Source organism: Mesorhizobium sp. M0340 (assembly GCF_040321535.1).
Classification (GTDB): Bacteria; Pseudomonadota; Alphaproteobacteria; order Rhizobiales; family Rhizobiaceae; genus Mesorhizobium.
Genome location: NZ_JAMYRR010000001.1, coordinates 179891 through 206566 on the forward strand (window position 1 = coordinate 179891; position 26676 = coordinate 206566).

The window sequence follows — 26676 nt, forward strand, 5'->3', positions numbered from 1 at the left end:
AGCGATATTCCGGTTGTATGCGACTCGCCTCCGTGTCAGCCTGCGTTCAATTTTAAGAACCTGTATTGATTTTAATGTCAATAGACCTCATACTAGAGCAATGTCTTGCCGACCGCCGCCTTATGGAGGTCCGCTCGATCATACCAGGGCCTCGGCCAAGGATTGTGTATGCGCCGCCTGTTGTTCTGAAGGAATTGGACCCGGACACCGCATATAGCGTTGATGAGGAAAATGCTGGTCAATTGCGCGCTTGGATTGATGGCTTCACAAAGGGCAGAAGGGTTACCGTCGGAAGCGACAACAATCGACAAGTCGATATTAAGATTCTCAACCCTGTCGACGACGAAGTTTGGGAGCTCAGAAAGAGAGATAGACCGAGCACGAGAATATTTGGCCGCTTTGCCATGACGGATGTGTTCATTGCAACGAACATACGTACATCAAGCGATCTTTTCAGCCTTCAATGGATGACAGATGGATATATTAGATGGCCTGTGTGGCGTGAAGAGATAGGGCGCTGCAAAGCGGTATGGCGATCTCTGTTTGTAACATATAATCCAGTATCAGGAGGTAATTTGGATGACTATCTCACTAACGCGGCTGATGAGCGCGATCAAAGAACCTAAAATTGCAAAATTTTGGATAGGGTACTTTAGGGAAAATTTTCGTGGTGAGATCAACGATCAGTTACTCGAAGCCTTTCACGAAAGTGACATCACCAAGGCGGATATTGCAAGAAAGCTCGACAAACGCCCAGAGCAGATAACGAGATGGCTCTCTGCTCCCTGTAATCTGGAGTCAGACACAATCTCTGATATCGCATTGTCTCTTGGGTTTGTGCCAAAGATACGATTCGAGAAGATCGGAGCGGAGCAATCCAACAATCGAACGCATGCTTTTTTGGCTAGATATGAGGCGACTACTAGTTGCAGAGAAATAAGTGCGCCAATGCAGAAAACCTCAACGCAAGTTAGGGAGATGACCGTTGCCTACTAGGGCGCCAGATTTTAGATTCATACCGGCGAGCTCAATCGGTATCCGGTTTACCGACAACGACTCCAGTATAACATTCGGGGTGGAAGATGAGAGCAGCGACGGCAAGATTTACGAACAAGTAGCTATTGTGATGTCTCACAAGACGCTGAAATTGCTTGGACAAGTGATACAACAAACGATCAATCACTATGAACAAGTTTCTGGGACCACTATTTTCTTTGACGCCACCAAGCTCGATGCACTGAAGCAAGCTCAGAAAGCAGTGCCTAGCGATTAGCCCATCGCTTCGCGGCCACCTTCATGGCGATCTCAGCGCATGTCGGCGGGCGCTTCTGGCCTTTTAGGTCGGGTGGGCATCTAGTTCGCTCCTGTCACACGCTCAATCAGTTGACCAATGGTGCTTGCCGAATTGTAGCAGGCGGCGTCCGTCCGGCGACGGACGAACCAAGAGCAATCGTCGGTAATCAACGTCGGAATCAATTGATATCCCTTCGACCTCATGCACGTGACAACGAAAGAAGTCTGCTGCCCCATATTCCCTTCGTTTTCGGAATCGGGTCCAAACACCTTAATTTCGTCAATTCGGCATTGTGCCAGAGTCGCGGCTTTATCCTCGCCGCAACCGCTCACCATCGCTACCGACAGTAGCACCAAGACCTTTTGCAACAATTCGCCCCCATGCTTTGCGTTAAGCATATCGGAGTTTGGCGTGGATCGCGACAAGCGCGGCGTCAAATTTCAAACTGAGACACTACCGCCTGGGCTCAGGACTCATTGACTAAAGCCAGCATGGCAGCGCCGCCAATGAACCAGAACGCCGTCATCTTGAATCCCTTTATTGGGCCTGAGCCTAGGCGATCTGGAGGTTGAAGTCCCCGGCAAGCCGGAGCGTTCACCCTGAATTGCCGTTGCGCCGTTGAGCCAGCCAGATGCTGCCGATGACGAAAACGACGCCGGCGATTTGAGGCAAGGTCAGCGTCTGATCCAGGAATACCCATCCAAGCAGCACGGCGGTCACCGGGCTGAGGAAAAGCAGCGATGACACCACTGCCGATTCCAGTCGCGCAATGCCCCGGAACCAGAGGACATAGGTCAGCGCCGCACCGATCAGCCCGAGCCACGCCAGTCCAAGCAAGTTGGCGCCGGTCGGCAGCGGGATGGAAGGCTCGAAAAGCAGAGCCACTGGAACCAGCAGCAGACCGCCGGCGGTCAGTTGCCATGCCGTGAAGGTAAGCAGCGATACTGGCGGTTGCCATTTGCGGGCCAAAACGCTTCCGAAGGCCATAGAGGCCGCCCCGGCGAGGCCGGCGGCAACGCCGACCGCATCGAGCGCCGCATTCGGGGTCAGCACCAGCAATGCGACACCTGCGATCCCGACAAGGGCGGCGACGATCGCCAACCGGCGGACAGGGCTGTCAAGCAGGGCAGCAGCAAGGAAAATCACGATCAACGGCTGGACCGACAGCACGGTCGCGGCGACCCCGCCCGGAAGCCGGTAGGCGGCGACAAACAACAGGCTCAGGAAGATCGAGATGTTGAGGGCCCCGAGGACGAAACTGCGCAGCCACCAGATGCCCGTCGGCAGTTGCCGAACGATCACGAGCAGCAGCAATCCGGCGGGCAAGGCACGCAGCATTGCGACCGTCATCGGCGAGAAGTTCGGCAGGGACTGCGTGGTGACGATATAGGTGCTGCCCCATATTGCGGGTGCAATGGCTGTAAGCAGCAGATCGAAACGGCGCGTTTTCATAAGATTTCCAGCACTTCGGCAAGAGGGCGGCGGGGCTTTTGCGGCCAGTTTCCGGGCGCGGCGCGGCCGACTGCGATGAGCATCACCGGCACTTCATTGCGCCCAAGGCCAAACTCGCGCGCCACGCCTTCGGCATCGAAGCCGGCCATCGGACCGGAGACGAGCCCCAGCGCTTCGGCCGCGAAAATCAGCGTTGCGGCGCCGAGCGTTGCCGAGCGCACCGCCTCGTCGCGGGCCGCTATAGGATCGGCATATTGGGCGCCGGCGCCCTCCCGCCAGCCGGAAGCCATATCCGCCGGCATGTAGCCGGCTTCGACGAAAGGACGCAGCCTGGCATTGAGGGCAGCGTGGTCGGGCAGTACGCCGCAGACGATGAAGGTGACCGCTGCTTCCTGCACCTTGGCCTGGCCATGGGCCACGCCGCGCAAGCGCGCCTTTGCTTCCGGCGTCCGCACGGCGATGAACCGCCAATTCTGAAGGTTGTAGGCGGTTGGCGCGCGCGTTGCGAGGCGTGCCAGTTCCTCGACCTCGGTATCCGTCAATGCATGCGAGGCATCGAACCGATTGGCAGACATGCGCCGCTCGATCAGGGAGATTGTGGGGTTGGTCATCATGTCATTCCGAAATTGAGCAAGCCGTTCGGATAGCAGATAGAGAATTTACCAACGAGCGATAATACGCGATAATTGAAAGACATTGTTTACTAGAAGAGAATGATGAGATGGATCGCCTGACTGCGTTGCAGGTTTTCCGCCATGTGGCGGAACTGAACAGCTTTGCCGAAGCCGGACGGCGGCTCGGTCTCTCTCCTCCCGCGGTCAGCAAGAACATCGCCGAATTGGAGGTGCATCTGGGGGTGCGGCTTATCAACCGGACAACGCGGCGCATGGCCCTGACCGAAGAAGGCAGAATCTATCTGGAGCATGTCACGCAGGGGCTCGATGCGCTGGCCAGGGCCGACCAGGTCCTCGGCCCGGTCAAGACGGCGCCGAGCGGCACGTTGCGGGTCAGCGCGCCGATGACTGTCACGTTGACGCGGCTTTCGGCTGCCATCCCCGCGTTTCTATCGCGCTATCCCGATTTGAAACTCGATCTGCATCTTGACGACAGGCGCGTCGATATCGTGCGGGAGGGATTTGACCTGGCCATTCGCGGCAGCGACAATCTCGAGGATTCCAGCCTGGTCGCGAGAAAGCTTGCGGTCATGCCGCACGTGCTTTGCGCAGCTCCGTCGTATTTCGAGGAGCATGGCCGGCCCAAGACGCCTGCCGATTTGAAGGCGGCCAATTGCATCCGGTTCAGCCTCTCGGGACACGCGGACATATGGGAATTCCGCAAGGACGGCCGCGTCGAGCGGATCGCCATCGACGGACGATACACGGTCTCGTCAAGCCTTGCCGTGCGCGATGCGCTGCGCGCCGGCTTCGGCGTCAGCCTGATCCCTTATCCCTATGTCGAGAGCGACCTGAAAGCAGGCCGGCTGCAATCGGCTCTGGATGACTGGGAAAAGGTCGAAACCACGCTCTACGCGGTCTATCCGGCACGGCAGCATCTTGCCCCGAAAATCCGCGTCTTCCTTGATTTCCTGATCGAGGAATTCAATCGGAACAAAGAGAAGCTGTTTGTGCCGCTCCGGCGGGAGCGCTCGGCAAAGCGCGGTGTCGGGGAGGGGGCTGAGGCGGAAAACCGAACTGAGATATTGCCGTCGATTTCATCTCCTTGACACGCCTCCAAATCCGGACTTTGTGGAGCTATGCAGGACGCTAAGCCGAACAAGGGAAAGACAGCGGCCGAGGCGTTCGCCGAACGCACGAGCGGTATTCGCCGGGCCGATGCGGCGCGCATACCCGGGTCGAGCGTTCACGCGTCGCTGGCCAACGAAATCGGGCTGAGGATCGTGCGCGGCGATTATCCGCCGGGAACCATCCTGCCCAACGAGGCCAAATGGTCCGAGACCTTCGACGTCAGCCGCTCGGCGGTGCGTGAAGCCATCAAAATGCTGATGGCCAAGAGCCTGCTGTCGTCACGTCCCAAAATCGGCAGCTGGGTCGAGCCGAAGGAACGCTGGAACCTGCTCGATCGCGATGTGCTGGCCTGGTACGCGACCTCGCCGGATCGTGAGGTGTTCCTCAGGACCGTGCAGGAATTCCGCCACATCATCGAGCCGGAGGCGAGCGCCTTTGCCGCGATGCGGCGCACCGACGAGCAGATGGCCGAGATCAGCCAGGCCTGCCGCGAGATGGACGAGGCGACCAACCTGCAGGAGCGCACGCGCGCCGACACGCGGTTTCACCTCGCCATCCTGCGCGCCTCGGGCAACGATCTGCTGGTGCCGCTCGGCGTGCTGATCGAATCGGCGTTCGATCATCTGTTCGCTTTTACGACGCGGGAACTCGACGATTTGCAGCATGCGCAGAGGCTGCACGAGGCAATCGAGAAGAGCATCCGCCTGCAGCGGCCGGACGCGGCGCGCAATGCGGTGCGCAAGCTGCTGGCCAATACCGATAGCGTCATCAAGTCCAGGTAGCGGCCGTTCGGCTACAGGTTGAGCGCTCAGTCGAAGGGTGCGGTCGCCAGATGCTGCCATGTCAGGCCGAGCAGCAGCTCCTGGTCGCGGGCGGCGTGTTCGGGCGGGTTGACGACGGGGTCGCCATTGGCGATGGCCGCCCAGAAGCCACGCATCTCCTCGACGAAGGCTTCTGCGTAGCCGGCGCGCAAATCTTTCTTCGACAGCGTGTGACCGTGCGAGGCCGTCACCGTCAGCCGGGTCGGATGACGGTTGAGCCAAGGCGAGGGGAATTCGAGCTCGAGGCTGGCATCGTCGAAGAACAGCGTGATCCGCTCCTTGTAGTCGGCGAGCTTAGGTACGGTAAGATGGGTCATGGTCCACAGCGCCTGTCCGTCCAGCAGCTTGACGGCGCCCTGGCCGCCGTCGCCATTGGCAAAGATCTGCGCGCCGACGATCTCGCCGTCCGGCACGCCGAGCGCATCGAGCAGGCCGTGAACGGCATTGACATCGTGAATCAAGGCCGAGCTGTAAGCGCCGGTAAATCCACGGAAAGCGAGATCAGTGAAAGGCACGCCAATGGCTTGTTCGACCTGGCGCTTCTGCTTGGCGGCGACAGCGGCGACCATGTCCTTCGGGATATCGGTGCCGCGCCTGTAGGGCAGGTGGGCGATGAACGGCCAGGCGTCGGGATCGTTCACTTCCACCGAGACCGCGCGCAGCGTGCTTGATGTTCCAGGCAGCGAAGCGAGCGCCAGCCGGTAGCTCGGATCGAAGCGCTTCATATAGCCGACCTGAACGATTTTCTTGGCGGCGTCGCGCGCGGCGATGATCTCGGCGATTTCCGCCAGCGAATAGCAGAGCGGCTTTTCGCAAAAGACATGCAGACCAACCGCCAGCGCCGCCAGCACCTGTTCGTGATGTAGCGGGTCCGGCGAGCCGATCACCACCGCGTCGAGGCGTTGGTCGAAGAGCTGGTCGATCGTTTCGAAATTGGCAATGCCATGGATGTCGGTGACGAACTGCCGCGAAATCCTGGAGGGATCGGCGACCCCGACCAGCTCGAACAATTCACCGAGGCGCAGCAGATTGGGAATATGCTCGACCTGCGAGATCATGCCGGCGCCGACGACCCCGACGCGTAACCTGCTCATTGGATCATTCCCCGCAATGTCCTGATGTCGGCTCAAGGCGCCGCGGGCGGCCGGTTGCCGATCTGGGCTAGCAGGCCGGCAATCTCCGCCTCGACCGCCTTCAGATCCTCGCCGCCCGACATGATCGAGATGACCTCGTCGCGCGAGATCTCCGACTTGGCGTAGGTACCGCGATTGCGGCCGCGGTTGAGCAGGGTGAAGGTGTCGCCGACCGGATAGGCATGGTGGATGTTGTGGCTGATGAAAATGACGGCCAGGCCCCGCATGCGCGCTTCGATGATGAATTTCAGCACCATCGCCGCCTGGTGGACGCCGAGTGCGGAGGTCGGCTCGTCGAGGATCAGCACGCGCGCGCCAAAATGCACGGCGCGGGCGATCGCCACCGACTGGCGCTCGCCGCCCGACAGCGTGCCGACGGCTTGCGTCGGATCGCGCACGTCGATGCCGATATCGGCCATCGCCTGCCTGGCGATGGTGTTGGCGCGCTCCTTGTCGATGCGCGAGAAGGGCAGGCTGCTTTTGGTCGGCTCGCGGCCGAGGAAGAAGTTACGGGTGATCGACATCAGCGAGATCATGCCGAGGTCCTGGAACACCGTTGCCACGCCGAGTTCCTGCGCGTCGCGCGGGCTGCGGAAAGTGACCGGCTTGCCGTCGACCAGGATTTCGCCCTTGGTCGGCCGGTAGACGCCGGACAGAACCTTGATCAGCGTCGACTTGCCGGCGCCGTTATCGCCAAGCAGGCAGTGGACCTCGCCCGGATAGACCTTGATGTCGATGTCCTGGAGGGCGCGCACCGAACCGAAATTGACGCTGACGCCGCGCAGTTCCATTGCTGGCGCAGTCATTTGGGCTGGCTCGGTCATTTGCCACCTCCGCGGCCGAGCGCCTTCAGCCTGATGTAGTTGTTGACCAGCACAGCCATCAGGATGACGATGCCGAGGAAGACCTTGAACCAGTCAGTGTCGATGCCGGTGTAGAAGATGCCCATCTGCACCAGCCCGAAGATCAGCGCGCCGAACAGCACGCCATAGACGGTGCCGTAGCCGCCGGTGAGCAGCACGCCGCCGATGACGGCGGCGATGATCGCCTCGAATTCCTTGAGCAGGCCGCGCGTGGTGTCGGCGGAGCCCGCCTCCATCACCTGGATGGTGGCAAGCAGCGTCGCCGCGCAGGCGGTGTAGATGAACAGGCTGATCTTGACGCGATCGACCGGCACGCCAACGTTGCGGGCTGCGATCAGGTCGCCACCGGTGGCGAAGATCCAGTTGCCGTATTTCGTCTGGGTCAGCACGTACCGGCCAGCGCCGTCAGGCCGAGCCACCAGACGATCGACATCGGAATGCCGGCGACGAACGGGATGCCGTCGCTGCGGGTGGCGATCCAGCCTTGCGCGCCCATCCAGTGGAACAGGCCGGTGAGCAGATGGCCGTTGAAAATGCCGGCCGTCGCCGGATCCGGTGCGCCCTCGAGTATGTAGGGGATCTGGGTGCGGCCGGTGACGGCGCGGGTGATGCCGATCGACAGTCCGCGCAGGATATAGAGCGTGGCGAGCGTGACGATGAAGGAGGGCAGGCGCGTCTTCACCACGATCAGGCCATTGAGATAGCCGGTGAGGATGGCAACGGCGAAGGCGCAGGCGATGCCGCCCCATAGCGGCAGTCCCCAGTACTTCACCGTCAGCCCGATGACGACACCGGCGAAGCCGACCATGGAGCCGACCGAAAGATCGAACTCGCCGGCGATGATGAGGAGTGCTGCCGCGGTGGCGACGATGCCGAGCTCCGCCGACAGCGTCAGGAAGGTCATTGACCCTTGCAGCGAATAGAGGTTCGCTGCGCCCGGCAGCAGCGCAAAGATGATGATCGTCGCAAGCAGCCCACCGGCGGCACCGGCTTCCGGCCGGCGCAGCCACTGGGTCAGCTTGCCGGTGCTGGCCAACCGTTCGTCGGCGCCGGCGGCCCGCTTCGACGTCATGCCGAAGCGGTCGGTCGCCTTCAGTTCACTCGGAGATATCGCCTTGTCTTCCACGACTGCCATTAGGCTCTCCAATCGCTCAAATCGCAATCTTCGAAGGAACGGGAGAGCGCTTGGCGCATTCTCCCGTTCCGTCGGAGCGCTGGCCTAAATTTTGATGCATGTCGTTACCGCAAAACCGCTGCACACTTTTGCGCGACATGCATTAGCGGATGCCCTCTTTGGCGAGCGCCAGGATCGCCTTGGCTTTTTCCGGCGTATCGATGAACAGCGGTCCGGTATAGGCGTTGTTCTGCGGCCAGAAGCCGTGCGTCGCCTGCTCGACCAGATAGATCACCGGCAGATAGCCCATCAGATATTGCTGGGCGTCCATGCCGAAGCCCATTTCGCCAGCGACGACAGAGTCGAGAACCTCCGGGCTGATGTCGAAGGTATAGAGCTTGAGCTTGCCGAACAGTTCCTTGTCGCGGAACATCGGGATCAGCGGATTGGCGGCAGTGGCGCCAAGCGCGAAGACGGCCTGCGTGTCGGGATGTGCCGACAGATAGGCTTCGGTGCGGCGCTGGATGTCTGCGGGATCTGGCGCTACGGCCAGAACCTCGGTGCCGCCGCCGGATGGCTTCAGCCCGTCATTGAGGCCTTGGCAGCGCTGGTCGAGGCTGACATTGCCGACCTCGTGATTGATGCAAACGACCTTCAGCGTGCCTTCCTTGGCCAGCCGCTCGCCGGCCTTCTTGCCGGAATCATATTCGGAAACGGTGCCGACATAGAGCGTCGTGCCGAGCTCGGCGCCTTCCTTTTCGCCGGAATCCAGAACCACCATGGGAATATTGGCGGCAAGCCCGGATTTGACCGATTTGCCGAGTGCATTGGCGTCGGCGATGGAGACGGCGATGCCGTCCGGCTTGGTGGCAATGGCGGCGTCCAGAAGCCGGGCCTGCTCGACCACGTCGAAGACCTGCGGCGCGTAGTATTCGACCTTGGCGCCGGTGAGGGCGGCCGCGTCATCGACGCCGCGCTTGACCACCGACCAATAGGGATCGGACGCCGACCCGTGCACCACGAAGGTGATGCGGACGTCCTTCGGATCCTTGAGGCCCGCGGCATACGCAATGCCTGTCATCAGGCCCGCCGAGAGGAAGGCGCCCAATGCCGCTTTCAGAAGAGTTTTCATCTTATTCTCCCATTTATCGTTGCAGTTCCAATCCCTCTGGCGCCGTTTTCCGGCCGCGACGATCGGCTCACGTCGCGGATCGGGTGGCCGCTTTGCGGGCCTTTGCCGACGCCAATCGCTGTTCGCCCGCATTGCTGCCGCGGGCCGTTGTCGATGATCGCCCGGCCGAGAGCGTGGCGCGAAGCTCCTCGCGCAGCGGCTTCATGCCGATGACGTCGATCGGCTGGGCGGCGAGCCAGTCGCGAAAGCCCTGGTCGCGGAACAGCTCGTACTCTTCGGTGCGGATATAGGCGGAGCGCGGCTCGATCAGCTCGAGTTCACCGGGCGCGTTGCAATGCAGGCAAAAGAACGTCAGGCCCTCGCGCACGCCCTCGATGAGCGCTTTGTAAGCGGGCTCGATCGGCCTGGAACGCGGCCGGCCCCAGGTTGTCTGGATCGCGGCGTCGAAAATGGCAAAGCCGCCGGCGCGGGCCAGCGCCACGCCGCGCTGGAACGCCTCCTCGGTAACGCCGACCAGATTGTCGTTGGGGGAATAGGCGGAGAGCGTCTTGGTCAGCAGCACGGGCAGCTGATATTCCAGCCCGAGCTTGATGTAGATTTCGCAAAATTCCGGCGACAATGCCGCGCCCATATGCGCGTCGAGATGGGTAACGTCGATGCCGGCGCGATAGGCGGTGTCGATCTGGGCGCGAAGCTCGGCCTCGACCGCCTGCGGCACCGCCTTGCGGCGCGTGGTCGCCACATCGGGCCAGAAGAAGCCGAACTCGTCGGTCAGGCCGGCCGCTCGCGACGGCGCGGTCAAGGGCCGCCATTTGTAATGCTGCTTCTCGCTGTTCAGCGTCAGGTGGACGCCAAGGTCAAGGCTGGGGTTGGCGGCGGCGCCTTCGGCCATCTCGAGGAACCAGGGGCACGGCACCATCACCGCGCCGGAACTGCAGACACCCAGCCCGCTCAATTCGAGGAAGGCGCTGTTGGCACCGTGGCACATGCCGACATCGTCCTCGTGGAGCACGATCCGTTTGCTGGAGCCGGCGGCGTTCACGAATGGCCGCCTTCCCGCCGGCATACCGGTTTCGAGGGTCTTCCAAAGTGTGTCCCGTATTTCATGGAACCAACCGTTTGCCCAACTGGCCGGAATGGAACGCCGAAACCCGGCTTTCCGACAGGGCCACTTTGGCGAATTCGGATGGATACGATTTGCCTGCCGGCTGAGACACTTAGCTACCGATTTCCCCAATCACGGTTCAAAACCACTCGTAGGAACCGTCTTTCCGGGCGCAGATGGCTTGGTCGAATAGCGGCGGAGTGGTTCTTTCAAACTGTGCCGACAAGCCTACAGCTGTCCACACCATCGAGCGACCCACATTACCAAATGACTTGGAGGCCTGTCATGTACACCGCCGGCGAAGAGGAAATCGAAGCCATTGCCAGGGTGATCCGCTCTGGCGCGCTGTTTCGTTACGGCAAGGACAGCGAATGCGACCGCTTCGAGGCCCGCTATGCGCAGCATCTTGGCGTCGAGCATTTCGCGCTGGCCGCCAGCGGCACCTATGGGCTCGCCGCCGGCCTGATCGGCCTCGGCATCGGCCCGGGGGACGAAGTGCTGGTGCCGGCGCACACCTATATGGCGACCGCGACCGCGGTGCTTTCGGTCGGGGCCATTCCCGTCATCGTCGACATCGACGAGAGCCTGACCATCGATCCCATCGCCTTGCGGGACGCCATCGGGCCGCGCACCAGGGCGGTCATCCCGGTGCATATGTGGGGCGCGGCCTGCAACATGAATGCGATCATGGACATTGCTGCCAAGCGCGGTCTGCTGGTGCTGGAGGATGTCTGCCAAGGCATCGGCGGCGGCTATGAGGGCCGCAGGCTCGGCTCGATCGGCCATGCCGGCGCCTATTCCTTCAACTACTTCAAGAACATGACCTCGGGCGAGGGCGGCGGCATCGCCACCAGCGATCCGAAAGTGGCGGAGCGGGCGCGCTGCGCCATCGACCCTTGCCATTTCTACTGGCAGGGCAGAAGCGACAGCATCAAACCCTTCGCCGGCATCGGCGCGCGTGCTTCCGAACTGATGGGGGCGATGCTCAACGTCCAGCTCGACCGGCTGGACGGCATCATCGAGGCGATGCGGGCCGAGAAGAAGACGGTGCTGGCCGGTACCCGCCATCTTAGCAATCTTGGGCTGACGCCGTCGCCGATGAACAGCGCGGACGACGATTGCGCCGCACAGGTGATGTACCTGCTGCCGAGCGAGCAGGCGGCGCAGACTTTTTCGAGGACCATTCCGAGCGTCGTTGCCGGCAAGACCGGCCGTCACAATTTCACCCAGTGGGACCAGGTGCTGATGCATGAAGGGGCGCATCACCCCGCGCTCAATCCCTACGCGCTGCCCGAGAACCAGGGCCTGCGGCTGGATTATCCCGACGACCTCGGCAAGCGCTCGCTCGACATCCTCAACCGCACCGTGATGGTCGCCATGAACCCAGCGCACAGCGATAGCGACATTCAGGACATGATCCACAACATCGACGCGGCGGCGCGGGTGTCGCTGGAGAATGCTTCGCTCGATGATATCGAATTGCGCAAGGCGGCACCGGTTGATCTGCAGAAGTTCGACAGTGTGAACTAGACCAGATCCGGCGCGGTTTGCTACCCTGCGGTCGAATTCCTTGTCCGGTGGCCGGGCGCGGTTTCCGGCCGGCATAACCGGCCGCCAAAAAATCCGCGGGCCCGTGTCGGATAGGCCGGGCTCCGTTCGTCCTAGGGGGCATCGATCACCAACACGGAGGATTAACGATATGCCCGGCACCGTACGGCTGCACCGCGTTCTGACAACAAGCCCGGAGAAAGTCTACCGCGCGTTCCTCGAAGCGGATGCACTTGCGAAATGGCTTCCGCCGAACGGCTTCACCTGCACGGTTCATCACTTCGAGGCGAAAGTCGGCGGTACGTTCAAAATGTCCTTCCGCAACTTCACCACCGGCGACAGCCACTCGTTCGGCGGCGAATATGTCGAGCTCGTGCCCAACGAGCAACTGCGTTACACCGACCGGTTCGACGACCCCAACCTGGCCGGCGAGATCGAGGTGACCGTGACATTGAAGAAGGTGTCGGTCGGCACCGAAGTGAATATCACGCAGGCAGGTATTCCAGACGCCATCCCGGTCGAGGCCTGCTATCTCGGCTGGCAGGAGTCGCTGCGAAATCTGGCGAAGCTCGTTGAACCCGAGATCAACCAGTAAGATAAAGCGCTACCCTGGCGGGTTGGCGTCGCTAACCGGAAACCCAGGGATGGCGCCGTTCTTCCCACCCAACATGCGCCGGAGCCGGAAAGGCGGGATCGGCGAAGCAGCCGACCGCGACGGCGATCCATTCAGGCTTTCGCTCGGGCTCCCAGAAGACGCTCGAGCCGCAGCCCGGGCAGAAATGGAAAGTGACGTGATGGCCGCTCCGAGCCGATCGCCTGTAGGTGCTGGCGTCGCCTTCGGCTTCTACCTTGTCGCGCGCAAAGAAGGCTGCGACGCCGTACGTGCTGCCGGTTCGCTTCTGGCAGTCGAGGCAGTGGCACTGTGCAACCAGTTGCGGGTCTCCCTCACAGGAGATCCTCAGTTGCCCGCAGGCACAGGATGCGGTTCTCATGGCAGTCCTCACGGTCAGACGAATGCGTTGCTCCGCCAATTTCGGCGGTTGGCATGCTTCTGGTTTTCGGGGAGATTCGGCCTTGTGAGTGGCTCCTTGCGTGAACGCGGCGAAGGACCAGGACCGATGCCGCATTTCTAATCGCCTCGGGCGACTGTTGCAACCGCGGTGAACGAGATGACGCGCTTGGCCTAGCTTCTGTCCAACCTTAGGAATGCGGCGCGCAGCGCCAGCACGGCGCGCAGGATCTGGCGCTCGTCCATCGCCGCATAGCCGAGCAGCAGGCCGTGCTCGGGTTCAGTGGAATGGTAGTTGATCGAGATGCCCTGGACGTCGAGCCCCTCCTTGACGGCTGCAGCGACCACGTCACTGTCCTTGTAGGGCCTGACGAAGCTCGCCAGCAGCTGCATGCCGGAATCGTTTTCCGTGACGGTCAGCCATTCGGCCAGATGCTCCTGGCACAGCTTGACGAAGTTCGCCTGCCGACGCGCGTAGAGCCGGCGCATGCGCTTGAGGTGTGTGGCGAAATAGCCCTGCGTGATGAAGTCGTTGACCGTTGCCTGCAGGATCAGTGGCGCGAACTGGCCGGTGATGCTCACTGCCCGATCGAACGGCACCGACAGTTCGCGCGGAACGATCAGATAGCCGATGCGCAGCGCCGGGATCAGCGTCTTGCCGAAGCTGCCGATGTAGACGACGCGGTCGGCGTGGTCGAGCCCGCGCAGCGCCGGCACCGGCCGGCCGCGGAACCGGTATTCGCCGTCATAGTCATCCTCGACGATCCAGGCGCGGTTGCGCTCGGCGATGTCGAGCAGTTGCAGGCGCTCCTCGATGCGCATGATGGTGCCGAACGGCCATTGGCAGGATGGCGTCACATAGATCAGCCGCGGCGGCGGCAGCTCCGGATCGGCAAGATGCCAGCCGCGCCGGTCGACCTTCAATGGTGCTAATTTGGCGCCGCTGGCGAGAAAGGCGCTCTTGGCGCCGAGATAGCCGGGCTCTTCCATCCAGACATGGTCGCCTTCGTCCATCAGCACGCGCGAGACCAGATCGAGCGCTGCCTGCGCACCGGTGACGATGATCACCTGGTCGGCGGTGCAGCTGATGCCGCGCGACAGGCCGATGGTCGAGGCAATAGCCTGACGCAGGCCGGGGTGGCCGGCAAAGGACAGATAACCCAGCAGGCTCTCGTCGCGGCTGCGTGCGTTGCGCACGAGAAGGCTTGACCAGATCGTGAACGGAAACGATGCCGTTTCAGGCACGCCCGGATGGAAATTGATGACGCCGGCATTGCGCGGCGGTTGCGGGCCGTTGACGATGGTCTGGCCACGCCGCGACAGCTTTTGCGGCGCTGCCAGTCCGGCGCGCAGGGACGCTAACGGGCGGTTCTGCTGGATCGGCGCCACCCAGGTGCCCGATCCGGCACGCGCTTCGATAAAACCTTCGGCAAGGAGCTGGTCATAAGCGGCGATGACCGTGTTGCGCCCGACCTTCAGATCTTCGGCCAGCGAGCGCGTCGACGGCAGCAGCGTGTTCTGCGGGATCTGACCGTCAAGGATGAACCGTCGCAACGCGCCGTAGATCTGACGATGCATCGGTTCTTCCGAAGCGCGGTCGACCGACATGATGTCGAGGGAAAGGCGCATGTGGTCGGCCACGGCACTATCCCCCGACGAACCGGGCAGCGCGGGCGATCTTTTCCTCGTTGAGCCGACAGACGGTATCAAGCACCAGTCGCCTGGTTTCGGGGTGGACCTCGCGGCTGTTCTTCAGCGCGCGATGCACGGTGGCGGTGCCAAGTTCCGCCTTCTCGGCAATCTCCCGGATGGTGCAAAGCCGTTCCATGCCAAGCGCAGCTTCGAAAGCCATGTCGCTCCTCCTCGGTTGCATCAAGACACGGCCTCCGGCCGGCCTCAAGCTTGAAAGTCGGGGTTTGAAATCCAGAGCGGGGATTTCTGCGATCCGCGCCGCACAGGGAGCAAGGCGGCGCGGATCGCCGGGCGCTTTCGCGTCGCTAACCCCATCGAGGCGCGCGCCCATTATGTTCCTCCGGCTCGCAATGCGGTCCGGTCAGTCTGCCTGCCGCGTCGCCACTTCGAAGCCGGCTTCGCGGGCGGTGGCGAGCAGCGAGACATAGCCTTTGCTGGCATAGGTCAGCGGATGCGCCTTGGCCGGATCCTGCTCGGCTTCGACAACGATCCAACCTTCATAGCCGCGCGCGGCGAGGGGTTTAAGCAACGACAGGAAATCGACCGAGCCGTCGCCGGGCACGGTAAAAATGCCGTCCATTACCGCCGCCATGAAGCTCATGTCCTCGCGGCGTGCCCGTTCCAGCACCGCCCTGCGAACATCCTTGCAATGGAAATGCGCGATACGGTCGAGATGCCGTTGCAGCAGCGATTGCGGGTCGCCGCCCGAAAACAGGCAGTGGCCGGTATCGAACAACAGGCCAACGCATCGGCCCGTCGCCGCCATCAGCCTGTCGACTTCATCGTCCGTCTCGACAATGGTGCCCATGTGGTGGTGGAAGGCCATGCCGACCCCGAATGCGGCCATGCGGTCGGCGAGGGCGGTAAGTTTCTCGCCATAGGACGGCCAGTCGCTGTCGGCGAGGCGCGGACGCTCGGAGATCGGTGCGAAAATACCGTCATGGCGACCACGCGAGGTGTCGGCATAGACGACGATCCTGGCGCCGAGATCGCGCAGCAGCTTCAGATGCGGAGTGATCGCCGCGAATTCCTCGTCGACCGTGCGGTCGAGAATGCGGCCATCATACCAGCCGGAGACGAGTTCCAGGCCATAGGAACACAGGAGCGGCCCAAGCACTTCGGCCTGGCGCGGAAATTTGCCGCCGAGCTCGGTGCCGCGGTAGCCGGCCTGCGCCGTTTCCGACAGGCAGGTCTCCAGGGGCGTATTCCCGCCAAGCGCCGGAACGTCGTCATTGCTCCAGGTGATGGGATTGATGCCGATCTTGACCGTCATGGCGCCAGACCTTTGCGGGCTTGGGAATACAAGCCGAGCCTGCAGACTGGCGGCAAAGAGGACCCGTCACTAGGTCCAGTTCAGCGGAATTTGGCAGAACCAATCGATGTGAGCGATTCTAGTCTTCCTTTGGGCGGCCAAAAAGGACGCGCAGTTCATCTTTAGCGTCCTCCAGCACCTTCTTCTGCGCCGCCGGCAGGTTCTTGCCGGCGCGGTTGATGTAAAAATTCAGCATCGACATGGCCGATTGAAACGGCCCTGCCTTGCGTCGGTCGCTGCGCTCGGCCGACCGCTTCAGCGAGGCGGCGATCTTCCTTGGATCGTGCGATTCGAAGATGTGTTCCTCGAGGTCCAGCGCGTCGCTATGCTCGGTGACGTCGGCGGACCATTTCCGTTGCGCGGTCATGGCAAACTCCTTCAACTAGGTCGTTGCCGGGAAAACGCCCCATGGTGGGCCGCTGTTCCACTTCGGCCCGAAATCCCTGGAGCCACGGATTTGCCCATCGTGGCGCTGCTCGGCGACGCGAATGCGCCGATAGTGGTCTGAACCGCCGATTCAAGAACTGCGGACAGGAAACGCTCTTGCCCCCAATCGTCTCAAGCCAGGCAGGAAGTTCCGGCATCGACAGTGCCTATGCCTGGATACGTCTCGGCATCTCGATGCTGCTGGCAACGATCGGCGGGGTCGGCATGTGGGCGGTGGTCGTGGTGCTGCCCGCCGTGCAGGCAGAATTCGGTGTCGATCGCGCCGCTGCCTCGATGCCCTATACGGCGACGATGGTAGGCTTTGCCGCCGGCAATGTGCTGGTCGGCCGCGCCATCGACCGCATGGGGTATTGGGTGCCGGCGCTGATTGCCGCGATTACACTTGGCGCCGGTTTCCTGCTGGCGTCGCTGACCAGTTCGATCCTGCAGTTCACCCTCGTCCAGGGCCTGTTGATCGGCGTCGGCTCGTCGGCAATCTTCGGGCCGCTGATTGCCGACATCTCGCACTGGTTCAACCGGCGCCGCGGCGTTGCGGTGACGGCTGCCGCGTCCGGCAACTATCTCGCCGGAGCGATCTGGCCGACAGCGATGCCCTATGTCATGCAGGCGCAAGGCTGGCGCTTCACCTATGCCGCGATCGGTGTCGTCTGCCTGGTCACCATGGTGCCGCTGATCCTACTGCTCCGGCGCGGCGCCCCGCCCCAGGCGGCTCCGGGATCGCCGGGCAGCCGCGTGGTGCAGCCGATCTCCCTGTCGCCGGCGGCCTTGCAGGCGCTGCTCATCGTCGCCGGGCTCGGCTGCTGCGTGGCGATGTCGATGCCGCAAGTCCATATCGTCGCCTATTGCATGGATCTCGGCTACGGGGTGGCACATGGCGCCGATATGCTGTCGATCATGCTGGCGGCGGGCGTCGTCAGCCGGCTAGGCTCGGGCTTCCTTGCCGATCGCATCGGTGGCGTGAAAACCCTGCTGATCGGCTCGGTCCTGCAATGCCTTTCGCTGTTGTTCTATATCCCGTTCGACGGGCTTGCCTCGCTCTATGTCGTCTCGCTGGTCTTCGGCCTGTCGCAGGGCGGCATCGTGCCCTGTTATGCGATCATTGTGCGCGAATATATGCCAGCCAAAGAGGCTGGCCAGCGCGTCGGCATCGTCATGATGGCGACCATTTTCGGCATGGCGATCGGCGGCTGGATGTCGGGCTGGATCTATGATTTGACCGGTTCCTATGCCGCCGCGTTCCTCAACGGCATCGCCTGGAACCTGCTGAACATTTTGGCGATGGTGCTGCTGCTGTGGAAGGCCCGGCGCAGCGCTGCTGTGATGGCCTGAAGCACGGCGGTACGGGTACAGCCTCTCCGTCCGTCGCTTGACAATAGCCGAAGGCTGCGCGACGCCAGACAGGTGTGGCAACGGCCAGGTTGGCAGGCAGCAGTGGCGAAGACGCTGAACATCGTCTCACGGTCGCATCCGGGCGGTTGCCCGGCCTCGGGACCAATGCGGTGATCAAGCCGCGCTCGCGCCGTGGCGGCGGCCGCCCGACCATCGCCGACGTCGCGCGCAAGGCCGGGGTCGGCGCCATTACCGTATCGCGCGCCTTGCGTGAGCCGGGGCGTGTCTCGGAAGATCTGCGCCGCCAGATCGAGGCCGCCGTGAATGAGCTCGGCTATGTACCCGACCCGAATGCGCGGGCGCTGGCTTCGGCGCGCGCCGAGGTCTTTGGCGTTCTGGTGCCGTCGCTTACCAACAACGTCTTTGCCGAAGTGGTGCGCGGCATCTACGACAGCCTGTCGGACGGCCCTTTCCGGATCCAGCTTGGCAACACTCACTATTCCGGCCTCGAGGAAGAGCGGCTGCTGCAGGTGTTTGGCCCGCAACGCCCGGCGGCGCTGATCGTGGCCGGCATCGACCAGACGCCGGCGTCGCGAAAACTGCTGGAAACGGCAGGCTGTCCGGTGGTGCAGGTGATGGAGACCGGGCCCGATCCGGTAGACATGATGGTCGGTTTCTCACATTTCGAGGGCGGCAAGGCGGCAGCCGAACATCTGATCGAGGCAGGCTATCGGCGGATTGGCTTCATCGGGGCGCGCATGGATCCGCGTTCGCAGCGGCGCTTGGCCGGCTATCGCGCGGCGATGGAGGCGGCCGGCCTGTTCGATGCGCGGCTTACCACCACCACGCCGGTGCCCTCCAGCGTCACCCTCGGCCGAGAATTGTTCCGCGACGCGCTGGCCAAGGTGCCGAGCCTGGACGGCGTGTTCTGCAACAATGACGACATAGCCCTCGGGGTGCTGTTCGAATGCCATCGCGCTTCGATCGCCGTGCCGAAGACGATCGGCATCGTCGGCTTCAACGATCTCGACATGATGGAAGTGGCGTTTCCGTCGGTCACCAGCGTTCGGACATATCGTTACGAGATCGGCCGGCGGGCTGTCGCCATGGCGCTTGCGGCGATCGAGGGCAACAGGCCGGAGTCGCGCGTTGTCGATCTCGGCTTCGAACTCAAGCGACGTGAAAGCACGGCGCGCTGAAGCGAGCTTCAACGCAATGGCGCTTTACACTACGTCATGGTAGCGCTACCAATTGTCCCCGGGTAGTACATCGCTCAGAAGAGCGGAAGCTGTTTATTATACATAAGCGACAGCTCATGCTTGTTTATTATGTATAATATGATAGTTTTTGCGGGACTAGCCGGGCAACAAAGGAGGGGATCGGGTCGGCATTCGGCCACCTGAACGCACAGCGGATACGGCGGGAGGTGCCGGACCGGAAAAGCGCAATTTCATCGACGTAAGAACAAACAAAACTGCAAATGGGAGGAATATCGATGATCAAGTCACTCGTTGGCGGTATCGTTGCCGCCACTGCTTTTGTCATGCTGAGCTCGTCGGCGATCGCCGAGCCTGAAATCGTCAAGGGGCCATCGGCCGAGCCTGACTGCTTCGCGCCCTGGTCGGCCGATACGCAGTTCTTCAAGTTCCCCAAGAAAGACGGCCCGTACCGCATCGCTCTGGCCAACGGCTATATCGCCAACACGTGGCGCATCCAGATGGTGCAGACGGCAAAAGCCTATGCAGCGCAGCCGGAGGTCGCGGCCAAGCTCAAGGAATTCAAGGTAGTCTCGACCGGCGAAGACGTGCCGGCCCAGATTTCGGCAATCAATAATTTCATCGATTCCGGCTATGATGCGATCGTCGTCAACGCCCAGAACCCGACCGCATTCGGCCCTGTCATCAAGCGGGCCAAGGAAGCCGGCGTGGTGCTGGTTGCTTTCGACAACATCCTCGACACCAAGGATGCCATCAACGTCAATGTGGACCAGAAGGGCCTTGGCGAATTGTGGGGCAACTGGCTGGTCAAGCACGTGCCGAACGGCGGCAAGGTGCTGGAAGTGCGTGGCGTAGCCGGCACATCCGTCGATACCGACCGCCATAACGGCATCCACGAGGTTCTCGACGCCTCCGGCAAGAAATGGGATGTCACCGAGGTCGTCGGCAAGTGGGATGACGGCGTTGCGCAAAAGGCTACGGCCGATGCCATTGCCACCAACGGCCCCTTCGACGGCATTACCGGACAGGGCGGCGATACCGGCATCGTGCAGGCGATGATCGATGCCAAGCATCCGTTCGTGCCGTTCGGCGGCGAGACGGAGAATGGCTTCCGCAAATTCTGCGCCAAGTTCGCCGCTGATGGCCTGAAATGCTCGTCGGCCGGCACTGGCCCGGCTCAGGTGGCGGTTGCCATCAAGACGGCGATTGCAGCACTTGAAGGGCAGGTCGTGCCGCAAGCGATCAAGCTGCCGCTGGCGATCGTCGAGGATCCGAACTTCAAGGAAGGCCAGGACTACTTCCCCGACCAGTCCGACAATTTCTTCGTCGGCAATTCCTTCCCGACCTGCGGCATCAATTTCACGGCGCAGGAAATCATGGGCCAGAGCAAGGAAAACCAGTAAGCTCCAATAGCCCGACGCCGCGGGAGATCCCGCGGCGTCGGCGCTCGACATCCTGATTGCCAAGCGCCTGGGGAGGGCCGATGGACGGTGCGGTTCCGCTCTTCCGCATGGAAGGCATATCCAAGCGCTATGGCGGCGTGCGCGCGCTGGAGAAGGCCGAACTGTCGGTCACTCCAGGCAGCATCCACGCCATCCTCGGCGAGAACGGCGCCGGCAAATCGACGCTGATCAAGGTCATGGCGGGTGTCGTCGCGCCCGACGAGGGCCGCATGATGCTGGACGGGAACGAAGTGAGCTTCGCTTCGCCGGCCGCTGCCAACCAGGCCGGCATCGTCTGCATCTTCCAGGAACTGTCGCTCGTCCCCGAACTCAGCGTTGCCGACAACGTCGTCATTTCCGATCCGCCGAAGCGTTTCGGCATGATCGACCGCAAGGCGCAGCGCCGCATCGCCGAAGAAGCGCTCGCTCGCGCCGGCGCTTCCGATATCCATCCGCTGGCGCTGGTCAAGGATCTTCCTCTTTCAAGAAGGCAGATGGTCGAGATCGCCAAGGCACTGGCGCGCAAGCCGCGTATCCTGATCCTTGACGAGGCGACCTCGGCGCTGACCGCGGCCGACGTCGCCAGGGTTTTCGCCGTGTTGAAGCGGCTGCGTTCGGAAGGGCTGGCGCTGCTCTACATCTCGCACCGCATGAACGAGATCGCCGAGCTGGCCGACCAGTGCACGGTGTTCCGCAATGGCCGCAATGTCGCCAGCTACGCGGCCGGCACCAAGAGCGACAACGAGGTCGTCGAACTGATGATCGGGCGCGAATACAGCCACATCTTTCCGCCCAAACCCGCGCGGGCGGCTGCCGCAGCCACGCCGGTTCTAGAGGCGCGCAGCCTGTCCTGGACGGATCGGCTGCACGATGTCTCGCTATCGGTCGGGGCGGGCGAGGTGGTCGGGCTCGGCGGCCTCGACGGCCAGGGCCAGCGCGAATTGCTGCTCGCCTTCTTCGGTGTGCTGCGTGGCCTGTCGGGCCAGATCCTGATCGACGGCACGCCGGTGGCGATCGCCAGTCCGGCCGCGGCGCGTGACGACCGGATCGGCATGGCGCTGATCCCGGAGGATCGCAAGACGGAAGGGTTGATGCTGCCGATGACGGTGCGCGAAAATCTCTCCTTCGCCGCCCTCGACCGGCTGTCCAGGGCCGGCATCATCGACCGCGCCGCCGAGCAGCGGCTGATCGACGACATGGTCGGTCTCCTGGCGATCAAGACGGCCGGCCTCGATATTCCGGTCGGCGCGCTATCCGGCGGCAACCAGCAGAAGGTCGTCATCGCCAAATGGCTGATGCGGCAGCCGCGCATCATCCTGCTCAACGACCCGACGCGCGGCATCGATGTCGGCACCAAGCAGGAGCTGTACCAGTTGATGCGCAAGCTTGCCGACCAGGGTGCGGCGATCCTGTTCTATTCGACCGACTATGACGAGCTGATCGGCTGCTGCGACCGAGTGCTGGTGCTCTATGACGGCGCGGTCAAGCGCGAACTGGTCGGCGCCGAAATCACCGAGAGGGCGCTGATTGCCAGCGCGCTCAACATTCACGAAGAGATGCCAAGGCAAGGAGCGGACGCGTGAAGGATTGGCGCTATTGGCTCGCCGAACAGCGCGGAACGCTGCTGGCGTTCGGCATCTTCGTTGTCATGTTCATCATTTACACCTCGAACCATCCGGCGGGCTTCACCGCCAATGTCGTGCAGACGGCGTCGAACAAGGGTGTGCTGCTCGCCTTCGTTGCGATGGCGCAGACGCTGGTGGTGATCACCGCCGGCATCGACCTCTCCGTCGGCATGATCTTCACCCTGACCAATTGCCTGGCCTCGTGGCTGGTCGTCGGCACCGGCCTCGAGACCGCCTTCGGCGTCATCGCCGTGCTCGGCACCGGGCTGCTGTGCGGGGCAATCAACGGCGCCATCGTCATCTATGGACGCCTGCAGCCGATCGTCGCCACCATTGCCACCGGTGCGGTCTATTTCGGCATCGCCCTGCTGCTTCGGCCGTTTCCGGGCGGCTCGGTCAATGAAGGGCTCGCCGATGCGCTGACCGGGCGCCTATTTGGTATTGTGCCGGCGAGCCTGGTGACGCTGCTGGCGGTCGTGCTCGTTGTCTGGGTGCCGTTCAGCCGGTCGGTGCTCGGCCGCGCCGCTTATGCGGCCGGCTCCTCGGAGATGGCGGCCTACATGTCCGGCGTGCCGATCCGGCGTGGAAAGTTCGCCGCCTATACGCTTGCCGGGCTGCTGGCCGCGATCGGCGGGCTGTTCCTGACGTTCTTCACCTATACCGGCGATGCGGCCTATGCCAGCGGCAATGCCTATACGCTGTTTTCGATTGCCGCGGTCGTGCTTGGCGGCGTGTCGCTGTTCGGCGGCAAGGGCAGCGCCATCGGCGCGATCTTCGGCGCTCTTGCCTTCCGCACCATCGGCGACCTGCTGTTCGTCTTCGATTTCGATCCGCTCTGGCAGCCTCTATTCCAGGGCGTCATCCTGCTGATCGCGGTCAGCCTCGGCGCCTTCGCCCTGTTTCGCGTCCGCAACCGGCTGGAGTGGTTCCTGTGAGCGAAACGACTGTGAGTGGTCTCGCCGGCCGCATGCCGAAAATCCTCCGCCGCGCCGACCCTGCGGTGCTGACGGCGTTCGCCTGTATCGTGCTGCTGCTGTTCCTCGGCAGCCTCTATTCGCGCAGCTTCCTGTCGCCTGAATACCTTTTGCAGCAGCTCAAGGTGGCGTCGTTTCTCGGCGTCATCGCCACCGGCATGATGCTGGTCATCCTGCTCGGCCAGATCGACCTGTCGGTACCCTGGTCGGTGGCGGCCGGCGCGATGATGGCCTGCGCCGCGGCCGCTTATGGGCCGGTCGGTGTGGCGCTTGCCATTCCGTTCGGCATCTTCTGCGGTGTGCTGATCGGCATCGTCAACGGCATCGGCGTCGCCTATCTGCGCATTCCCTCGATGATCATCACGCTTGCCACCAACGCCGTCGCGCAGGGGCTGATGGTGGTCTACACGGGCGGTTTCTCGCCGCAGGATTCGGCGACCGGTGCGATGCGCTATCTGGCGACCGGCTTTGCCGTTCCTGGCGTGCCCAACGCCGTGCTCATCTGGGCACTGATCGGCGCCGCAATGGTGTTCGTGCTGACCCGCACCGGCTTCGGCCGCACCGTCTACGGCATCGGCAACCGCGAGCGTGCCGCCTATCTTTCCGGCATCGACACAAGGCGCGTGGTGATGATCGCCTTTGCGATTTCGGGCGGGCTCTCCGCCTTCGGCGGCGTGCTTTTGGCCGGCTATGCCTCCAAGGCGGCACAGTCGATGGGCGACGCCTATCTTCTGCCGTCGATAGCAGCGGTGGTGCTCGGCGGCACCTCGATCCTCGGTGGGCGCGGTTCCTATCTCGGCACCGTCGCCGGCGTGATCCTGATCACGCTTTTGCAATCCATTCTTTCCGTCATGCAGATGCCCGAGGCGGGACGGCAGATCATCTATGGCGTAGTCATCGTCGCCATGCTGCTGCTCTATGGCCGCGCGCCGGCAAGCCGCTGACCTGCATGACCGGGAAAGACGTGGCATATAGACCGGCGAGCACTGTTCGAACGTTGCCTGCCGTCGTGGTGATGGGCGTTGCCGGCTGCGGCAAGTCGGTCATCGGCGAAGCGCTTGCAGCGGCATTGGGCGCGCTCTTTATCGAAGGCGACAGGCTGCATCCGCCCGAAAACGTCGCGCGCATGGCGAGCGGGCAGCCGCTTACCGACGCGCTGCGCGAGGGCTGGCTCGACGCGATCGGCCAGCGTATGGCAGCGTCGGTCGCAAGCGGGCGAGGTGTGGTCGCCGCCTGCTCGGCGCTGAAGCGCAGTTATCGTGATCGCCTGCGCGGCTTTTGCGCGGATATCGTTTTCGTTTACCTGGAGATCGACCCGGCAACGGCGAAACAGCGCGTAGGCAGTCGCAAGGGTCATTTCATGCCGGCAAGCCTGGTCGACAGCCAGTTCGCCACGCTTGAGGCGCCAGCGGCGGACGAAGCGGCAATGACCTTAGATGGCACGCGTCCGGTTGCCGACACCGTCGCGACCGCCTTGAGCCTGCTCGCGCGCTAGATCTGCGACGTCAGTTCGACCGGGAAATCGTCATTGTCGGCGTCGCGCATGGCGGCAAGGCTGCGGTTGTCGAGCACCTCGGCGATCGCCTGACGCACCTCCAGCATCATGTGCCGGACCTGGCAGGTCGCCTCGTCGCAATCCTCGCAACGCTGGTATTGCGTGCGGCTGGCGCAGGGGATCGGCGCCAGCGGCCCGTCGAGGACGCGCACGACATGGCCGATCTTGATCTCGGAAGCCGGCCGGGCGAGGCGGTAACCGCCTTCCTTGCCCTTGCGGCTCTGGACGAAGCCGGCGTTGCGCAACTCGCCCAGGATGGCATCGAGGAATTTCTTCGGGATGTTGTTGGCGACCGCGATGTCATTGACGAATGCGAGCTGGCCGACCGGGAGGCCCGACAGATGCACGAGGGCCTTGAGGCCATATTTGCCTTTTTTGGTAAGCATGCCCGAACCAACCCACAAAGCCCCAACCACCCGCATCTGGCGGCTGTTTGTGTGCAAATAATGACGGTTTGGCCGTGCGATGCCGTTCGCGCAGACAGGCCGCCCGACGACATATTGCGCGCAAACGCGTTGATTCTTCGTAACGTTTTGGCGGGCGGGCGGTGCGGAAGCTGCAATTTCGGCGGGCAAAATGAAGGAAAAGCCGGCAAGCGCCAGCTTTCAACGACTTGGCGACCTCAGCGGCTGCCGTAGGTCTGGTCGAGCAGGCCGCCCGCTGCAAAATGCTCGGCCTGGACCTTGGCCCAGCCGCCGAAGACCTCCTCCACCGTCAGCAGCCGGACGTCGGGAAACTCAGCCTTGTATTTGGCGGCGACCGCCGGGTCGCGGGCCCGCAGGCCGTTGCGGGCGGCGATGTCCTGGCCCTCCGGCGTATAGAGGAAGTCGAGATAAGTCTTGGCAAGATCGCGCGTGCCATGCGCGTCTGCGACCGTGTCGACGATCGCCACCGGAAATTCCGCCAACAGGCTGACCGAAGGCGTCACCTGCTCGAACTTGTCCTCGCCATACTCCCTGCGGACGCCGCGCGTTTCCGACTCGAAGGTGATCAGCACGTCGCCGATCTCACGCTGCACGAAGGTGGTGGTCGCGGCGCGTCCGCCGCTGTCGAAGACCGGCACATTGTTGAACAGCTTGGTGATGAACTCCTTCACCTTGGCGTCGTCGCCCTTGAAGGCTTCCTTGGCGTAGGCGGTGGCCGCGAGATAGGTGTAGCGCGCATTGCCGGAGGTTTTCGGATTGGGAAAGATCACCTGGACGTCGTCGCGCACGAGATCGTTCCAATCCTTGATGTGCTTCGGATTGCCGGCGCGCACCAGGAAGGAGGGCAGCGAATAGAAAGGCGAGGCGTTGTCCGGAAAGTCCTTCTGCCAGTCGGCGGAGATGAGGCCCTTCTTGACCAGGAAGTCGATGTCGATGACCTGGTTGAACGTGACCACGTCGGCGCCGAGGCCTTCGGCGATGGCGCGTGCTTGTGCCGATGTTCCAGCATGCGACTGATCGACGGTCACACCGGGGTGGCCGGCGACGAACGCTTTGTTGACCTGCGCAAACAGTTCGCGACCGACATCGTAAGAGGCGTTCAGCAATCTGTCGGCCGACCAGGCTTGGGAGGATGCGAGGACCAGGCCGGCCAATGTGGCGACGCCAAGCAAAAATCGCTTCATGAAAACAGGGCTCCAATGCGGTACGCTTATTGCCGGACCATAGCGGCAAGGCCTCGTGCGCGACGAGGCACGCAGAGCGGCTCCTCGACGTTATCGCGAGAAAAAGTAGTCCCGCTGTGGGCGATTTCTAGTTTTTTCTTTCAAGCAGAGTCTCAGGACAGCTTGGCAGGGTGCCGATGCCGTCGGCGTGTACGATGGTTCCCGGCCGGCCAACGCTGTGCAATGCGATTGCATCGCCCCGCTGTCTGGCATATACAA

The 26676-nt window shown here is 62.6% G+C and carries 26 protein-coding genes and 1 pseudogene; 13 read left to right on the top strand and 14 right to left on the bottom strand.

The annotated features are described in order from the left end of the window. Nucleotides 1–579 precede the first annotated feature (579 nt). Entirely contained in the window at nt 580–996 is a 417-nt protein-coding gene (locus tag NKI79_RS01040; protein ID WP_352799406.1) for a hypothetical protein, read from the top strand. Nucleotides 997–1075: 79 nt separating this feature from the next. After that, nucleotides 1076–1273, top strand: a complete 198-nt coding sequence (locus tag NKI79_RS01045; protein ID WP_352799407.1) for a hypothetical protein — start codon at nt 1076–1078, stop codon at nt 1271–1273. 615 nt (nt 1274–1888) lie between these two features. Here NKI79_RS01045 and NKI79_RS01050 read toward each other — a convergent pair. Both NKI79_RS01050 and NKI79_RS01055 read right to left on the bottom strand, forming a co-directional pair. Next, nucleotides 1889–2746: an EamA family transporter gene (locus tag NKI79_RS01050; RefSeq protein WP_352799408.1), complete on the bottom strand. Its 858-nt coding sequence runs from the start codon at nt 2744–2746 to the stop codon at nt 1889–1891. Continuing rightward, entirely contained in the window at nt 2743–3357 is a 615-nt protein-coding gene (locus tag NKI79_RS01055) for a nitroreductase family protein (RefSeq protein ID WP_352799409.1), read from the bottom strand. The genes NKI79_RS01050 and NKI79_RS01055 overlap by 4 nt, the downstream gene beginning before the upstream one ends. 110 nt (nt 3358–3467) lie before the next feature. On the opposite strand from NKI79_RS01055, the gene NKI79_RS01060 reads away from it, so the two are divergent. Further along, nucleotides 3468–4469, top strand: coding sequence for a LysR family transcriptional regulator (locus tag NKI79_RS01060; protein ID WP_352799411.1), 1002 nt, complete (start codon nt 3468–3470; stop codon nt 4467–4469). A 30-nt stretch (nt 4470–4499) separates the two neighbouring features. Next, nucleotides 4500–5273: a FadR/GntR family transcriptional regulator gene (locus tag NKI79_RS01065; protein ID WP_352799413.1), complete on the top strand. Its 774-nt coding sequence runs from the start codon at nt 4500–4502 to the stop codon at nt 5271–5273. A 26-nt stretch (nt 5274–5299) separates the two neighbouring features. Here NKI79_RS01065 and NKI79_RS01070 read toward each other — a convergent pair whose 3' ends face one another. From NKI79_RS01070 to NKI79_RS01090, 5 genes and pseudogenes are all read right to left on the bottom strand, one after another. Further along, a complete protein-coding gene (locus NKI79_RS01070; protein ID WP_352799415.1) occupies nt 5300–6406 on the bottom strand; it encodes a Gfo/Idh/MocA family protein in 1107 nt (368 codons plus the stop codon). 32 nt (nt 6407–6438) lie between these two features. After that, entirely contained in the window at nt 6439–7251 is an 813-nt protein-coding gene (locus NKI79_RS01075) for an ATP-binding cassette domain-containing protein (RefSeq protein ID WP_254819104.1), read from the bottom strand. Between the two features lie 14 nt (nt 7252–7265). Then, nucleotides 7266–8380, bottom strand: a pseudogene (locus NKI79_RS01080) (ABC transporter permease). A gap of 205 nt (nt 8381–8585) precedes the next feature. Beyond that, a complete protein-coding gene (locus NKI79_RS01085) occupies nt 8586–9554 on the bottom strand; it encodes a rhizopine catabolism ABC transporter substrate-binding protein (RefSeq protein WP_352644847.1) in 969 nt (322 codons plus the stop codon). A 67-nt stretch (nt 9555–9621) separates the two neighbouring features. Further along, nucleotides 9622–10596, bottom strand: coding sequence for a polysaccharide deacetylase family protein (locus tag NKI79_RS01090; protein ID WP_352799417.1), 975 nt, complete (start codon nt 10594–10596; stop codon nt 9622–9624). A gap of 348 nt (nt 10597–10944) precedes the next feature. On the opposite strand from NKI79_RS01090, the gene NKI79_RS01095 reads away from it, so the two are divergent. Both NKI79_RS01095 and NKI79_RS01100 read left to right on the top strand, forming a co-directional pair. Beyond that, entirely contained in the window at nt 10945–12189 is a 1245-nt protein-coding gene (locus NKI79_RS01095; RefSeq protein ID WP_352799418.1) for a DegT/DnrJ/EryC1/StrS family aminotransferase, read from the top strand. Between the two features lie 169 nt (nt 12190–12358). Then, entirely contained in the window at nt 12359–12802 is a 444-nt protein-coding gene (locus NKI79_RS01100) for an SRPBCC family protein (protein ID WP_023675820.1), read from the top strand. Between the two features lie 31 nt (nt 12803–12833). Here NKI79_RS01100 and NKI79_RS01105 read toward each other — a convergent pair whose 3' ends face one another. The 5 genes from NKI79_RS01105 to NKI79_RS01125 all read right to left on the bottom strand — a co-directional run bounded on the left by NKI79_RS01105 (nt 12834) and on the right by NKI79_RS01125 (nt 16587). Further along, nucleotides 12834–13199 carry a GFA family protein gene (locus tag NKI79_RS01105; RefSeq protein ID WP_352644841.1) on the bottom strand — a complete coding sequence of 122 codons (366 nt, stop codon included), beginning with the start codon at nt 13197–13199 and terminating at the stop codon, nt 12834–12836. Nucleotides 13200–13390: 191 nt separating this feature from the next. Further along, on the bottom strand, nt 13391–14857 hold the full coding sequence (gene mocR / locus NKI79_RS01110; protein ID WP_352799420.1) for a rhizopine catabolism transcriptional regulator MocR: 1467 nt from the start codon (nt 14855–14857) through the stop codon (nt 13391–13393). 4 nt (nt 14858–14861) lie between these two features. Beyond that, nucleotides 14862–15068 (bottom strand): LacI family DNA-binding transcriptional regulator, encoded by a 207-nt coding sequence (locus tag NKI79_RS01115; RefSeq protein ID WP_352799421.1) that lies wholly within the window; start codon nt 15066–15068, stop codon nt 14862–14864. A 201-nt stretch (nt 15069–15269) separates the two neighbouring features. Next, nucleotides 15270–16181, bottom strand: coding sequence for a myo-inosose-2 dehydratase (iolE, locus tag NKI79_RS01120; protein ID WP_352644835.1), 912 nt, complete (start codon nt 16179–16181; stop codon nt 15270–15272). A gap of 118 nt (nt 16182–16299) precedes the next feature. Beyond that, nucleotides 16300–16587: a DUF3175 domain-containing protein gene (locus NKI79_RS01125; RefSeq protein ID WP_254819078.1), complete on the bottom strand. Its 288-nt coding sequence runs from the start codon at nt 16585–16587 to the stop codon at nt 16300–16302. 176 nt (nt 16588–16763) lie between these two features. On the opposite strand from NKI79_RS01125, the gene NKI79_RS01130 reads away from it, so the two are divergent. The 7 genes from NKI79_RS01130 to NKI79_RS01160 all read left to right on the top strand — a co-directional run bounded on the left by NKI79_RS01130 (nt 16764) and on the right by NKI79_RS01160 (nt 24749). Then, the gene (locus NKI79_RS01130; protein ID WP_352799423.1) at nt 16764–17996 is read left to right on the top strand and encodes an MFS transporter; all 1233 of its coding nucleotides are present in this window, start codon (nt 16764–16766) and stop codon (nt 17994–17996) included. A gap of 170 nt (nt 17997–18166) precedes the next feature. Then, the gene (gene gntR / locus NKI79_RS01135) at nt 18167–19195 is read left to right on the top strand and encodes an HTH-type transcriptional regulator GntR (protein ID WP_352799424.1); all 1029 of its coding nucleotides are present in this window, start codon (nt 18167–18169) and stop codon (nt 19193–19195) included. Between the two features lie 296 nt (nt 19196–19491). After that, nucleotides 19492–20616 carry a sugar ABC transporter substrate-binding protein gene (locus tag NKI79_RS01140; protein WP_352740678.1) on the top strand — a complete coding sequence of 375 codons (1125 nt, stop codon included), beginning with the start codon at nt 19492–19494 and terminating at the stop codon, nt 20614–20616. 80 nt (nt 20617–20696) lie between these two features. Next, entirely contained in the window at nt 20697–22238 is a 1542-nt protein-coding gene (locus tag NKI79_RS01145; RefSeq protein WP_352799425.1) for a sugar ABC transporter ATP-binding protein, read from the top strand. Further along, nucleotides 22235–23215 carry an ABC transporter permease gene (locus NKI79_RS01150; RefSeq protein WP_352475436.1) on the top strand — a complete coding sequence of 327 codons (981 nt, stop codon included), beginning with the start codon at nt 22235–22237 and terminating at the stop codon, nt 23213–23215. Before NKI79_RS01145 ends, NKI79_RS01150 begins: the two co-directional genes overlap by 4 nt. Further along, nucleotides 23212–24198: an ABC transporter permease gene (locus tag NKI79_RS01155; protein WP_352799427.1), complete on the top strand. Its 987-nt coding sequence runs from the start codon at nt 23212–23214 to the stop codon at nt 24196–24198. The genes NKI79_RS01150 and NKI79_RS01155 overlap by 4 nt, the downstream gene beginning before the upstream one ends. Before the next feature lie 71 nt (nt 24199–24269). Continuing rightward, the gene (locus NKI79_RS01160; protein WP_352475725.1) at nt 24270–24749 is read left to right on the top strand and encodes a gluconokinase; all 480 of its coding nucleotides are present in this window, start codon (nt 24270–24272) and stop codon (nt 24747–24749) included. On the opposite strand, the gene NKI79_RS01165 is transcribed toward NKI79_RS01160, so the two are convergent. Next, the gene (locus NKI79_RS01165; protein ID WP_006202816.1) at nt 24746–25195 is read right to left on the bottom strand and encodes an RrF2 family transcriptional regulator; all 450 of its coding nucleotides are present in this window, start codon (nt 25193–25195) and stop codon (nt 24746–24748) included. The two genes, NKI79_RS01160 and NKI79_RS01165, sit on opposite strands and share 4 nt — an antisense overlap. 236 nt (nt 25196–25431) lie before the next feature. Further along, a complete protein-coding gene (locus NKI79_RS01170; RefSeq protein WP_352475435.1) occupies nt 25432–26418 on the bottom strand; it encodes a sulfate ABC transporter substrate-binding protein in 987 nt (328 codons plus the stop codon). Nucleotides 26419–26676: the final 258 nt, after the last annotated feature.

What these genes read in the sequence shown, in the direction of transcription:
- NKI79_RS01040 (WP_352799406.1), top strand. Translation starts at nt 580, where the DNA reads ATGACTATCTCACTAACGCGGCTGATGAGCGCGATCAAAGAACCTAAA.
- NKI79_RS01050 (WP_352799408.1), bottom strand. Translation starts at nt 2,746, where the DNA reads ATGAAAACGCGCCGTTTCGATCTGCTGCTTACAGCCATTGCACCCGCA.
- NKI79_RS01055 (WP_352799409.1), bottom strand. Translation starts at nt 3,357, where the DNA reads ATGACCAACCCCACAATCTCCCTGATCGAGCGGCGCATGTCTGCCAAT.
- NKI79_RS01060 (WP_352799411.1), top strand. Translation starts at nt 3,468, where the DNA reads ATGGATCGCCTGACTGCGTTGCAGGTTTTCCGCCATGTGGCGGAACTG.
- NKI79_RS01065 (WP_352799413.1), top strand. Translation starts at nt 4,500, where the DNA reads ATGCAGGACGCTAAGCCGAACAAGGGAAAGACAGCGGCCGAGGCGTTC.
- NKI79_RS01070 (WP_352799415.1), bottom strand. Translation starts at nt 6,406, where the DNA reads ATGAGCAGGTTACGCGTCGGGGTCGTCGGCGCCGGCATGATCTCGCAG.
- NKI79_RS01075 (WP_254819104.1), bottom strand. Translation starts at nt 7,251, where the DNA reads ATGACTGCGCCAGCAATGGAACTGCGCGGCGTCAGCGTCAATTTCGGT.
- NKI79_RS01085 (WP_352644847.1), bottom strand. Translation starts at nt 9,554, where the DNA reads ATGAAAACTCTTCTGAAAGCGGCATTGGGCGCCTTCCTCTCGGCGGGC.
- NKI79_RS01095 (WP_352799418.1), top strand. Translation starts at nt 10,945, where the DNA reads ATGTACACCGCCGGCGAAGAGGAAATCGAAGCCATTGCCAGGGTGATC.
- NKI79_RS01100 (WP_023675820.1), top strand. Translation starts at nt 12,359, where the DNA reads ATGCCCGGCACCGTACGGCTGCACCGCGTTCTGACAACAAGCCCGGAG.
- NKI79_RS01105 (WP_352644841.1), bottom strand. Translation starts at nt 13,199, where the DNA reads ATGAGAACCGCATCCTGTGCCTGCGGGCAACTGAGGATCTCCTGTGAG.
- NKI79_RS01115 (WP_352799421.1), bottom strand. Translation starts at nt 15,068, where the DNA reads ATGGCTTTCGAAGCTGCGCTTGGCATGGAACGGCTTTGCACCATCCGG.
- iolE (WP_352644835.1), bottom strand. Translation starts at nt 16,181, where the DNA reads ATGACGGTCAAGATCGGCATCAATCCCATCACCTGGAGCAATGACGAC.
- NKI79_RS01125 (WP_254819078.1), bottom strand. Translation starts at nt 16,587, where the DNA reads ATGACCGCGCAACGGAAATGGTCCGCCGACGTCACCGAGCATAGCGAC.
- NKI79_RS01140 (WP_352740678.1), top strand. Translation starts at nt 19,492, where the DNA reads ATGATCAAGTCACTCGTTGGCGGTATCGTTGCCGCCACTGCTTTTGTC.
- NKI79_RS01145 (WP_352799425.1), top strand. Translation starts at nt 20,697, where the DNA reads ATGGACGGTGCGGTTCCGCTCTTCCGCATGGAAGGCATATCCAAGCGC.
- NKI79_RS01160 (WP_352475725.1), top strand. Translation starts at nt 24,270, where the DNA reads ATGGGCGTTGCCGGCTGCGGCAAGTCGGTCATCGGCGAAGCGCTTGCA.
- NKI79_RS01165 (WP_006202816.1), bottom strand. Translation starts at nt 25,195, where the DNA reads ATGCTTACCAAAAAAGGCAAATATGGCCTCAAGGCCCTCGTGCATCTG.
- NKI79_RS01170 (WP_352475435.1), bottom strand. Translation starts at nt 26,418, where the DNA reads ATGAAGCGATTTTTGCTTGGCGTCGCCACATTGGCCGGCCTGGTCCTC.